This window comes from Flavobacterium potami (assembly GCF_020026915.1).
Lineage (GTDB): Bacteria > Bacteroidota > Bacteroidia > Flavobacteriales > Flavobacteriaceae > Flavobacterium > Flavobacterium potami.
On record NZ_JAINUY010000001.1, the window covers coordinates 1251614 to 1264800 of the forward strand.

General features: G+C 36.1%; 7 protein-coding genes. All 7 read left to right on the forward strand.

From position 1 onward, the window contains the following. Positions 1–18: 18 nt before the first annotated feature. The 7 genes from K6T82_RS05170 to K6T82_RS05200 all read left to right on the forward strand — a co-directional run bounded on the left by K6T82_RS05170 (position 19) and on the right by K6T82_RS05200 (position 13138). Positions 19–1995 (forward strand): RagB/SusD family nutrient uptake outer membrane protein, encoded by a 1977-nt coding sequence (locus K6T82_RS05170; protein WP_223704856.1) that lies wholly within the window; start codon positions 19–21, stop codon positions 1993–1995. Positions 1996–2097: 102 nt separating this feature from the next. After that, positions 2098–3807, forward strand: a complete 1710-nt coding sequence (locus K6T82_RS05175; RefSeq protein WP_223704857.1) for a polysaccharide lyase — start codon at positions 2098–2100, stop codon at positions 3805–3807. Positions 3808–3987: 180 nt separating this feature from the next. Then, positions 3988–4665 (forward strand): DUF3826 domain-containing protein, encoded by a 678-nt coding sequence (locus tag K6T82_RS05180; protein ID WP_223704858.1) that lies wholly within the window; start codon positions 3988–3990, stop codon positions 4663–4665. Between the two features lie 91 nt (positions 4666–4756). Continuing rightward, complete coding sequence (locus K6T82_RS05185) at positions 4757–6463, forward strand: polysaccharide lyase (protein ID WP_223704859.1); 1707 nt, start codon at positions 4757–4759, stop codon at positions 6461–6463. A 227-nt stretch (positions 6464–6690) separates the two neighbouring features. After that, the gene (locus tag K6T82_RS05190) at positions 6691–9840 is read left to right on the forward strand and encodes a DUF6298 domain-containing protein (protein ID WP_223704860.1); all 3150 of its coding nucleotides are present in this window, start codon (positions 6691–6693) and stop codon (positions 9838–9840) included. 130 nt (positions 9841–9970) lie between these two features. Further along, a complete protein-coding gene (locus K6T82_RS05195; RefSeq protein WP_223704861.1) occupies positions 9971–11374 on the forward strand; it encodes a glycoside hydrolase family 140 protein in 1404 nt (467 codons plus the stop codon). A 192-nt stretch (positions 11375–11566) separates the two neighbouring features. After that, on the forward strand, positions 11567–13138 hold the full coding sequence (locus tag K6T82_RS05200; protein WP_223704862.1) for a glycoside hydrolase family 28 protein: 1572 nt from the start codon (positions 11567–11569) through the stop codon (positions 13136–13138). Positions 13139–13187: the final 49 nt, after the last annotated feature.

A 13187-nucleotide genomic window follows, 5' to 3' on the forward strand; every position in this document is an offset into this window, starting at 1 on the left:
CAAAAATTAAAAGAAACTATGAAAACACCATTTAAATATATAACGCTATCACTATTACTTGCTGTAGGTGCTGCTTCTTGTAGTGATGATTTTCTTAAAGATAAGAAAGGTTACGGCTTTTATGACGATACATTCTACCAGACTCAAGAGCGTGCACAAGCTTATGTAGATAATCAATATTATGATTTTTATAACGCTTATAAGTCGCCAACTGCATCAATTATTGGTTCTTATACAGATGCAAATTCAAGATTAACAGAAGAGTTAGGTGGAACACAGGATTTTATCAATCCTAATAAAACCCTTGTAAACTCAGCTGACGGAAGTGGTTATTATGGAGCAAAATTAGCGACAAGTATCAACAACCATCCTTACAATAGAATTAGAGAGTGTAATGCTTTTTTAGAAGATATTGATGTAAAGGGTTCGAATCTAGATAAAACATTCCGCGATCAGGCAAAAGGACAAATGTATTACATGCGTGCTATGCAGTATTTTGATTTAATGCGTGTTTACGGTGGAGTTCCTATCGTAACTAGTGTTCAGAATGCTTCAGCAACTGATCCATCAATTCAATTACCTAGAGCAAAAGTTTCTGAAGTTGTAGCTCAAATCGTAAAAGATTTGGATATGGCAGCAAGTTTATTGCCTGGAAACTGGAGCTCTGCAGCTTACGGACGTTTCACAAGAGGAGCGGCTTTGGCACAAAAAGCTAGAGTACTTTTAACATTTGCTAGCCCTCTATTTAATAAAAACTGGGATGGATCAAATGAGCGTTGGGAAGCAGCTCTAAAAGCTGGATTAGAAGCAGAAACGCAATTGAGTGCAGATGGTTACGGATTATACGGAAGTACTGCAAAACAATGGGAACAAATGTTTTTAATTGATAACGCTTTCTGTTCAGAAGCAATTACTGTACAACTTTGCGGAATTGGTATTACTTCTCAGGCAATTAATAATTCTTGGGAAAAAGGAATTCGCTTATTAAGTTTAGGTGGAACAGGAGGAGGAGTTGCTGCTCCTAAAGAAATGATTGATTTGTTTCCAATGGCAGACGGAAGAAGACCAACTGCTGCAAATGGTTACAACGATTTTACGTTCTTCGTGAATAGAGATCCAAGATTCTACAGAACTTTTGCTTTCTCTGGAGTTAAATGGGGAAGTAAAGAAACTCCAAACAGTGTTCTTTGGGCATATCGTTGGGTAGATGGAGCTAATAAAGCAGGTTTTTCTGACGGAAATACTGCAATATCAAGTCCAGCATTTATTAGAAAAATGACTAATACTAATGCAAGTAAAGAAACTAACTTCCAGTATTCTGGTACAGATATCTTCGAATATCGTTATGCTGAATTATTGTTGAATATTGCAGAATGTTATGCTGCTTTAGGACAAACGAATAATACTTTAACGTATTTAGGAAGAATTAGAAACCGTGTTGGTATTCCTGCTGCAAACAATTACGGAATTGGAACTTTATCAACTAAATATCAAGCTATTGAAGCTGTTTTATATGAAAGAAGAGTTGAATTAGCGTATGAAGGAAAACGTTATTGGGATGTACAAAGATGGATGCTTTATGATAATGAAGTATTGCCAGGTCTTACAGGAGGTACTGTAAGTAAATTAGGTTTAACTCCTATTAACGGAACTAAACGTACAGGTAACTTCTTGCAATACAGAGTTGCAACAACATCTGCAACAACAGACCCATTAGCTGCGGCACGTGCAAGTGTTATAGCAGATCCAGATGCAGCAAATTTCACTACTCAGTTAGCGACTTTGGCAACATTTTATAACACTAACTTTATTCGTACAGCATTAGTTACGCCTATGGATAACTTTAACGGAGCTGCTGTTAATATTAAATTTAATCCAAATTACTATATTAATGGTCTTAACACTACAGCTTTAACTGCAAACCCATGGTTGTTACAAACTATTGGTTGGAATGATAATTTTGGTGGAGCTGGAACGTATAATTACCAAGAATAAATTTTAATATCAAAAAGATTATTATATAAAACTTTTCACCTGTATTCTTTCAAAAAGATACAGGTGATTTGTTTAAAAGAATTACCATAATTAAAAATTAACATGAAAAATTCCGCATTATTTATCGCATCTCTGCTTTTTTTGGGAAGTGCAAAATGTTTTGCTCAGTATCCGAAGATAAGTCCAGAAGTTCAGGCTCAGGAAAAAGCAATTAAAGAAGAAGCTCAAAGACTTTCTGACGAAGCTTGGGAAAAAGCTTTAGTTGTTATTGAAGAAGAAGCAAAACATGGTAAACCTTATATTCCATGGGCGGCAAGGCCAACAGATTTACCTCAGGCTGAAATTCCAGCTTTCCCAGGTGCTGAAGGAGGAGGAATGTATACTTTTGGAGGACGTGGCGGAAAAGTTTACGTAGTAACAAGTTTGGAAGACCGCGGACCTGGAACTTTACGTGAAGCTTGCGAACAAGGAGGAGCTAGAATAGTGGTATTTAATGTATCAGGAATTATCAGACTTAAAAGCCCATTAATCATTCGTGCGCCTTATATCACAATTGCAGGACAAACTGCTCCTGGAGATGGTATTTGTGTTGCCGGAGAATCAACTTGGATCGATACTCATGATGTAGTAATCAGACATATGCGTTTCCGTCGTGGAGAAACTTTTGTAGGACGCCGCGATGATTCAATTGGAGGAAACCCTGTTGGAAACATTATGATCGATCACGTTTCTGCAACTTGGGGATTAGATGAAAATATGTCAATCTACAGACACATGTACAACCCAGGACCAGGATATGCAGATATTAAAGTGGGTACAGTAAACATTACAATTCAAAACAGTTTATTTGGTGAAGCTTTAGATACTTACAACCACGCTTTCGGAAGTACTTTAGGTGGAGAAAATTGTTCTTTTATGAGAAATATGTGGGCTAACAATGCTGGAAGAAACCCTTCTATCGGATGGAACGGAATCTTCAACTTTGTGAACAACGTAGTTTTCAACTGGTACAACAGATCTACAGATGGTGGAGATTACACTGCAAATTATAACATCATCAACAACTTCTATAAACCGGGTCCTGTAACCGATTTAACACAGCCAATCAGCTATAGAATTCTAAAACCGGAATCTGGAAGAAGTAAATTGCCTTACATGGTTTTTGGTAGAGCGTATGTAAACGGAAACGTAATTAACGGAAACGAAAAAGTTACAAAAGACAACTGGGACGGTGGAATTCAACTTGAAAATAAAAAAGGAGAGTTAATGGCTTACGATGAAGCAAAAGAATATTTTGCTAAAATGAAAGCAGACAAACCTTTCCCAATGCCATGGTTCAATAAATTCATGACTGCTGAAGAATCATACGAATTTGTACTTAAAAATGTTGGAGCTACTTTACCACTTAGAGATAAAGTTGACGAAAGAATCGTAAGAACTGTAAAAACTGGAGTTCCAGAATATGCAAAAGGATTAGAGAAAAAGACTTTCTACCAATTCGAACACAGAAGACTTCCGATGGATTCTTATAAAAAAGGAATTATTACTGATATTTCTCAAGTTGGGGGATATCCAGAATACAAAGGAAAACCTTACGTAGACACAGACAAAGATGGTATGCCAGATGCATGGGAGAAAAAATACGGTTTAAACCCGAATGACCCATCAGATGCTCAAGGAGACTTAAACGGGGACGGTTATTCAAATATTGAAGATTACATCAACGGTGTAAATCCTGCAATAAAAGTAAACTGGAAAGATTTAGCTAATAACAAAGAAACATTAGTTAGACCTCTATTAGATTTAAAATAGGAACAGTTTTTGAAAACATAGAAAGCGCAGCTATTTTTTTCGCAAAAGCTGAAAAAATTGCTCGAAAAGTCGCTAAGACGCAAAGTATATTAAAAAAAGTAAAGAGAAAAAACTTTGCGTCTTAGCGACTTTACGAGATTAAAAAGAAAAGCGCCTTTAAATTTTAAAAAAAGTAAAATCATGAGACTAAATAAAATAAACGCAGGCTTATTATCAATCGTTTTCGCATTTTCAACTTTAAGTGCGCAGCAACATTTAGATCCTGAATATATCAAAGTTACAAACGAAAGAGCTGCGAAAATCGTTGTAAAATTAGATTTGAAAAATGATGCAAAAGAAAAAGCAGTTTCAAATATAATAGCGCAGCAATTCAGAGATTTAACGGAAATCCAGGACGGAAGGGATGCTGAAGTCAAAAAAGTAAAAGAAGACACTTCTTTAGCAAAAGAAAAACAAAATGAAAAAATTGACAAGCTGAAAACAAAAGCAGACGAGTCAATTGCAAAATTGCATAAATCATACCTTAAAAAATTAGGTAAAGAATTATCAGAAGACAAAATTACTGAAGTTAAAGACGGAATGACGTATGGCGTACTTCCAATTACGGTTGCGGGTTACAATGACATGCTTCCAGACTTGACTGCAGAACAAAAAGATTACATCTACAAAGCTTTAGTTGAAGCAAGAGAACACGCAATGGATGCTGGTTCATCTAAAGAAAAACACGGCTGGTTTGGTAAATACAAAGGAAGAATCAATAACTATTTATCAAAACAAGGTTACGATCTTAACAAAGAAAGTAAAGATTGGCACGAACGTGTTGAACAAAGAGAGAAAGCTAAAGCAGATAAAAAATAGCTATTAGTAATTAGTGAATAGTGTTAGTACTAAAGTAATCACTCTTCACTAATTACTAAGTACTAATCACTAACTATCAAGAACTAAACCAATGCAAAATATTTTTCCAAACCGTACTTTAAAGAGAACATTAATGGCTTTTTCATTTTGTTCGCTTGTTTCATCGGCGTATGCCCAATATCCTACGATTCCAAAAGACGTTCAAGCAAAAGCAGACGCAATTTTAGCTGATGAAGAGACAAGATTGAGCGAAATCTGGAATGCTAATCTTCACATTATTAAAGAAGAAGCAAAACAAGGAAAACCATATTTACCTTGGGCTTCTTATCCAAAAGATTTTGTTTTTGCAGATATTCCTGCTTTCCCAGGTGCTGAAGGCGGTGGAGCATATACACAAGGTGGACGTGGAGGAAAAATATTCGTAGTTACGAGTTTAGAAGACAGCGGAAAAGGAACTTTCCGTGAAGCTTGTGAAGCTGTTGGAGCAAGAACAATCGTTTTTAATGTTTCAGGAATCATTCGCTTAAAAAAGAGAATCAGCATGCGTGCGCCTTACGTAACAATTGCTGGACAAACTGCTCCTGGTGACGGAATTTGTATTGCAGGAGAAACTTTAGAAATCGATACACACGACGTTATTATCAGACACATGCGTTTCAGACGTGGTGCAACTGAGGTAACAAGAAGAGATGATGCACTTGGCGGAAATCCAATGGGAAATATCATTGTAGATCATTGTTCAGTAAGCTGGGGATTAGACGAGAATATTTCTCTTTACAGACATCAATTTGCTGCTAATGCAAAATCGAAATTGGAGAAATTACCAGCTTGTAACATCACGATTCAAAACACGATCTCATCAGAAGGTTTAGATACTTATAATCACGCATTTGGAAGTACAATTGGCGGATTAAATAGTACTTTTATGCGTAATTTATGGGCCGACAACATTTCTAGAAACGCTTCTATCGGAATGTATGGCGACTTTAATTTTGTGAATAATGTAGTATTTAATTGGTGGAATCGTACCTTAGATGGCGGTGATTACCGTTCGATGTTAAACATCATCAACAATTATTTTAAACCAGGTCCAATAACACCAGCAGGCGAACCAATTTCTCATAGAATTGTAAAACCAGAATCTGGATATATTGAACCAAAACAATATGGAAGAGCTTATGTTTCAGGAAATTTCATTGTAGGTTCTCCAGAAGTTACAGCAGATAACTGGAATGGCGGAGTACAATTGGAAAACCTTCCAGAAGCTGAAACAAAAGAGTTTTTAGCGGCAATCAAACAGCCAAAACCATTCTCTATGCCTCAATTCAAAATTATGAGTGCAGAAGAAGCGTATGATTTTGTTTTAACGAATGTTGGAGCGACAATTCCGAAAAGAGATGCAGTTGACGAAAGAATTTTAAAACAAGTTCGTACAGGAAAAATTGAAGCAAAAGATGGTTTAGAAAACTCAATCGGTAAAGAATTCATCAAAAGAAGATTACCTGCCGATTCATATAAAAAAGGAATTATAACACATCCAGATCAAGTTGGCGGTTATCCAACTTACAAAGGAAAAGCCTATAAAGATTCTGATAATGACGGAATTCCAGATGCTTGGGAGAAGAAATACGGTTTAAATCCAAATGATGCTTCAGATGCCAATAAAGATTTAAATGGAGATGGTTATACAAATATTGAGAAATATATAAATGGTATTGATCCAACTAGCAAAACAGATTGGACGAAAATCGAAAATAACACCGATACGTTGGCTAAATTAAAGTCATTATTACAATAGTGATTTAGTTATATAAGAATATTTTCAAAGCAAACCTGACAGGTTTTTAAAACCTGTCAGGTTTAATTAGCGTAAAGAATATCCATATAGTTTGTCATTCCGAGGAACGTGGAATCACACTCGTAACCACAAAGATATTTGACTATTATTGCGGAGTTTCTAGTGTGATTTCTCCTTCGTCGAAATGACAAGATTGTGAAGAATATAAAAACAAAAATAGCATTAAATTGAATTTCACTCAGTTAAAAAATATTGCTTCTTTTAAAAACACATTATTTGTAATGTGTTTTGCTTTGTCATTTAGTACAGACATCAAAGCCCAAAACACTTTCCCAGACATTGTAAAAACCAAAGAAGGAAAACTTTCTTTTACAGCAGACAATCAAGGAAACCAAATTCCTGATTTTTCTTTTGCAGGATACAGAAACTCTGAAGTCGCAATTCCGAATCTGGAAAACAAGATTTTTGTTTCCAAACAAGAAGACGATGCAACGCAGAAAATCCAAAATGCAATCGATTATGTAAGCGCATTAAAACCAGACAAATCAGGTTTTCGTGGAGCAGTTCTTTTAGATAAAGGAATTTTCAAAGTAAGCGGAACATTATACATCAGAAAATCGGGTGTTGTTTTAAGAGGAAGTGGAAATAGCGAAAACGGAACTGTACTTTTAGGAACAGGTTTAGAAAGAGAAGCTTTAATTAGAATTTTAGGTGTAAACGATAAAGTGTATAAAGATGCTTTCGAATTCAATAACGCTTACACACCGCTTGGAACTCAGAAAATCCAATTAAAAAACGCTTCGAAATTAAAAGTTTCTGACGAAATTGAAATCAGTAAACCTTTGACAGAGAATTTCATTAAAGAAGTAAATATGCAGGATTTCGGCGGAGAAACTTCTTGGATTGGATGGAAAAAAGGTGCTTGGGATATGACATGGAATAGAGTCGTAACCAAAATCAATGGAAATGAAGTTACGTTGAATGCTCCAATCACAATGTCATTAGATGATGTTTTCGGTGCTTCAAAAGTAACGGTTTATTCATGGCCGGGAAGAGTTGAAAATGCAGGAATTGAAAACATCTTGATTAAATCGACTTTTAACGCTTCAAATGCAAAAGACGAAGAGCACAGATGGCAGGCAATTAGTATTGAAAACACTAGAAATGCTTGGGTAAAACAAGTTAATTTCAAACATTTTGCAGGTGGAGCAGTCACGATTTTAAAAACAAGTCAGCAGATTACAGTTGAAGATTGTATTGCGACTGAACCAGTTTCTGAAATTGCTTCATTTAGAAGACATACATTTTATACAGAAGGTCAGCAAACGCTTTTCCAACGTTGCTATTCAGAATTCGGATATCATGATTTTGCTGTGGGAGGATTTGGAACAACAGGTCCAAATGCTTTTGTTCAGTGCGAATCGCATCTTCCTTTCAATAATAGCGGCGCAATCGGAAGCTGGGCAACTGGAGTTTTATTTGACATCGCTAATATAGATGGAAAGGAATTAAGTTATAATAACAGAGAACAAGGCGGAAGAGGAGCAGGATGGACAGCAGCAAATTCTGTTATTTGGGAATCTTCAGCTTCAAAAGTAGAATGTTACAGTCCACCAACAGCTCAAAACTGGGCTTTTGGAGTTTGGGGACAATTTGGAGGAAATGGACATTGGAAAGACGTAAACGGTCATATCAGTCCAAGAAGTTTATTCTACACACAATTAGAAAACAGATTAGGAAAACTTCCAACACCAGCTTTTATTTACGATTTAGGTTCAGAACCCTCTTCAAGTCCAACAATTGAAGTGGCGCAAGAACTGACAAAAGCTTCAGTTACAACGAAACAAAGTTTGCCTGAATGGATTGTGGAAGTTTCAAAACAAAACCCGATTAACATTAATAATTCAGGTTTAAAAAATGCAAATGATTTAAAAATTTCTTCTTCAAATAAGGCAGATAATAAATTAAAAGTTATCACAGAAAATGGCTGGTTAACTTTTAATGGAAAAGTAATTGCTGGAAAACAAATGAATGTGGCTTGGTGGAGAGGAGATCTTACAGACGATTTCGTAAACAAATCTTTACCACACGTAACTCGTTTTGTACCAGGAAGAACAGGAAACGGATTAACAGACAGAGTTCAGGAAACAGTTGATTATTTAACTTCGAATAACATCATCGCTTTAGAACATAATTATGGTTTGTGGTACGACCGCAGAATGGACGATCACGAACGCGTACGCCGAATTGACGATGATACTTGGCCTCCGTTTTACGAACAGCCTTTTGCAAGAAGCGGAAAAGATTTTGCTTGGGATCATTTGAGCAAATACGATTTAACAAAATTCAACGATTGGTACTGGAGCCGTTTAGCGCAATTTGCAACTTTGGCAGAACCAAACGGACAAATGTTAATCAATCAGCAATATTTTCAGCACAATATTTTAGAAGCTGGAGCGCACTGGGCAAGTTCACCTTGGCGTTCAGCAAACAATATCAATAACTCTGGATTTCCTGAGCCACCGCCTTACGCAGGGGACAAACGTATTTTTATGGCGGAACAATTTTACGATGTTACGAATGCCGAAAGAAGAAAATTACACCAAGGATTTATTAGAAAATCTTTCGAAAACTTTCAAGAGAACAGCAACGTAATTCAGTTAACAAGTGCCGAATATACAGGTCCGCTTCACTTTATGGAATTCTGGTTAGACGAAGCTCAAAAATGGAAAGACGAAACAGGTAAAAAAGGCTTAATAGGTTTAAGTGCAACAAAAGATGTTCAAGATGCTATTTTAAATGATGCCAAAAGAGTAAAAACAGTTGATGTAATCGACATTCGTTACTGGTATTACAAAGAAGACGGTTCGGCTTATGCTCCACAAGGAGGCGTTAATTTAGCTCCGAGACAGCACGCCAGAAAACTGAAAACAGGAAAAGAAACCGATAATCAAGTGTATCGCGCTGTTAGAGAATACCGAGAAAAATACCCTGAAAAGGTGATTTTATATTCAACAGACGGTTCTTCTCGTTTCGGATGGCCGGCTTTGATGGCAGGAGCTTCAATGCCAAATATTCCAAAAATTGAATTGCCTCAGTTTTATGCCGCTTTAAGCGAAATGAAATTAGTTGATGGAAACACGTTCTCAGACAATCTTTGGAAATTAGAAAACAAAGGCAAAAGCTATCTTTTCTATCTGAAAAACGATCAAAACATTACAATCGATTTATCAAACGAAAAAGGAACATTTGAAGTATTCGCAATCAATGCTTCAACAGGAAATATAACCAAAAAAGCAAACATCAGCGGAGGAAAACAAGTAACCATTCCACAAGCCGAAATAAAAGAAAAAGTGCTTTTTGTAGTAAGAAAATAAAAGTTTATTCGCCACGAATTCACGAATTAATTAATAATCTGTGTGAAATAAAACACAAAGTTGATCAAAATAAAATTCGTGAATTCGTGGCCATCAAACCCAAAAAACATAAATTCAAAAACAACCCAAAATGAATCTGAAAATAAAATCTTTATACGCTCTTAGTATAAGCTTTATGTTTACAGCACAAAGCGGATTTTCACAATCTGCTAAAACAAAAGCATCACTGCCTGAAATCAAAGTATCTAAAAATCAGCATTATTTTGTTACTGAAAACGAAAAACCATTTTTCTGGTTGGGCGACACAGGCTGGCTGACATTCGGAAAATTGGATAGAGCAGGAGTTGAGAAATATTTTAAAGACAGAAAAGAAAAAGGATTCAATGTTGTTCAGGTAATGGTTTTGCACAACATCAATGCCGTTAACGTTTATGGCGATGCGGCTTTAATAAACGAAGACGTTTCAAAACCGTTGCTTACGGCTGGAAATGATTTCAAAGATCCAAAACAATACGATTACTGGGATCACGTAGACTACACTTTAGACGTAGCTCAGAAAAACGGAATTTACGTTGCGATGGTTCCAGTTTGGGGAACAAACGTTGCAAAAGGCGACAGAGTAAGCAAACAACAGGCAACAGAATACGCTCAGTTCTTGGCTAATAGATATAAAAGCAGAACCAATGTAATTTGGTTAAACGGTGGAGACACACACGGAAACGAATTTCAAGATATTTGGAATGCTATCGGAAATACTTTAAAAACTAACAATCCAAATCAGTTAGTGACTTTTCACCCCTTTGGAAGAACCGACTCTTCAGAGAACTTCCACAACGAAAAATGGTTGGATTTCAATATGTTCCAATCAGGACACAGAAGATATGATCAGGATTCAGTGAAAACGAATTTCAAAGAAGACAATTATAAATTTGTTTTAAGAGATTTCGAATTAAAACCAACAAAACCAACACTTGACGGAGAGCCTTCATACGAAGGAATTCCACACGGTTTACACGACACTTTACAACCAAAATGGACAGCAAACGATGTACGTCGTTACGGATATTGGTCGGTTTTATCTGGTGGAGCAGGTTATACGTACGGACATAACGCTGTAATGCAAATGTTTAGAAAAGGCGACAAACCAGCTTATGGAAATAAAGAATTATGGACGTCAGCCATCAATGCGCCTGGAGCAAAACAAATGGTTTACATCAAGAAATTAATGGAAGAATTTCCGTTCTTAGAAGGAACTCCAGATGCTTCATTAGTGGTTAATCAAGGAGAAAAATACGATTATATTTCAGCTATTAGAGGAGAAAAATATGCTTTACTTTACACGTACAACGGAAGAATTATAGAAGTAAAGCTTGGAAAAATCGCCGGTGATAAATTCGAGGCGACTTGGTATAATCCAAGAAATGGTAAGAAAACCAAAATCGGAATTTTTGATAACAAAGGAACTCAAAATTTTCAGCCAGAAGGCAAAAAAGAAGATGGAAATGACTGGGTTTTGATTTTGAGATCTAAATAGTGATTAGTGAAAAGTAAAAAGTAATTAGCACAAGACTTTGAGGATTGTCCTCAATCTTGTCATCCCGAGGAACGAGGGATCTCCACAAGTAGCTCCATAAAGTGAATCGACAATCTTTGTCGAGTTTCTTGCGGAGATTTCTCCTTCGTCGAAATGACAAAAATGAGAATAGCTTAAAAAAACAACACAACCATGAAAATCAAAAATATACTATTCATAATATGTTTCATCACCAGTTTAACAACATTCGCACACGACGGCTGGTACAACATCTTAAACGAAGGTGGAAACAACAAAGGCCAAAAATGCACCCAAGCCATTCAGAATGCAATCGAAAAAGCATCCAAAAATGGAGGAGGAACCATCTTTTTCCCAGCAGGAGAATATTTAACAGGAGCCTTAACATTAAGAAGCAACATCACCATTCATTTAGATTCTGGAGCGCTTTTGAAGTTCTCAGAAAACTTCGATGATTTTCTGCCTTATGTAGAAATGCGTTACGAAGGAATCGTCATGAAAAGCTTCCAACCTTTATTTTATGCGAAAGACGTAGAAAACATCACCATTAAAGGAAGAGGCGTAATCGACGGACAAGGAAAAGCGTGGTGGAATGAAGTATACCGAATTGAATCAGCAAAAGAACCTTTGCCTCCAACAAAATACCAAACCATGTGGGAAGAGCAAAACAAAGGTCTTTACACAGAACCTTATTACAAAAGAACGGTTGACAAGAGATTTTTCAGACCTTCTTTCTTTCAGGCTTACAACTGCAAAAACATTATGATTGAAGGTGTAACTTTTCAAAATTCACCTTTCTGGACAATTAACCCAGAATTCTGCGATAACGTAACAGTGACAGGAATTTCAATTTTCAATCCGCATTCACCAAATACAGATGGAATCAATCCTTCTTCTTGTACCAATGTTCACATTTCAAACTGCCATATCAGCGTTGGAGATGACTGTATTACAATTAAATCGGGAAGAGACGGCGACGGTCGTAAATACGGAAAAGCGACAGAAAATGTAACCATCACAAACTGTACGATGTTAAGCGGTCACGGCGGAGTGGTTATCGGAAGTGAAATGTCGGGCGGAATCAAAAAAATAACGATTTCAAACTGTGTTTTTGACGGAACCGACAGAGGAATCCGTATCAAATCGGCTCGTGGAAGAGGCGGAGTGGTAGAAGATATTCGCGTCGATAATATCGTCATGAAAAACATCAAAGAAGAAGCTTTTGTATTAAGCCTTTTTTACGATAAAGGCACTAAAGTCGAGCCTGTAACAGAGAAAACGCCGATTTTCAGAAACATTCACATGAGCAATATTACGGCTTCAAACGTGAATAAAGCAGGACAAATTTTAGGAATCACAGAAATGCCAATTCAAAACATCACTTTTTCAAACATAAACATCGACGGAAAAGAAGGTTTTACGGTAAATACGGCAACGGATGTTGAATTTCATGATGTAAAAGTAAATGCAACTCTAGGTTCTTCTTTCAAAATTTCAGATTCAAAAAATGTTATTTTGGATAATGTTGGATCTTCAACACCTATAAAAGGCGTTCCCATTATCAAATTAGATAATGTTTCTAATACGTTAATCAACAATAATTTTCCATTTAATGCAACCGATATTTTTATCGAAGCAGATGGAAAAGAAACGAAGAACATTTTCTTGAAAAACAATGTTTTAAACAACGTAACAACGAAAATTAAAAAAGGAACTTCTTTAGATAAAAAAGCGATTACAGAATAGATTACACAAAATAATATAACACAAATTTCACGGATTGACACGAATTAAA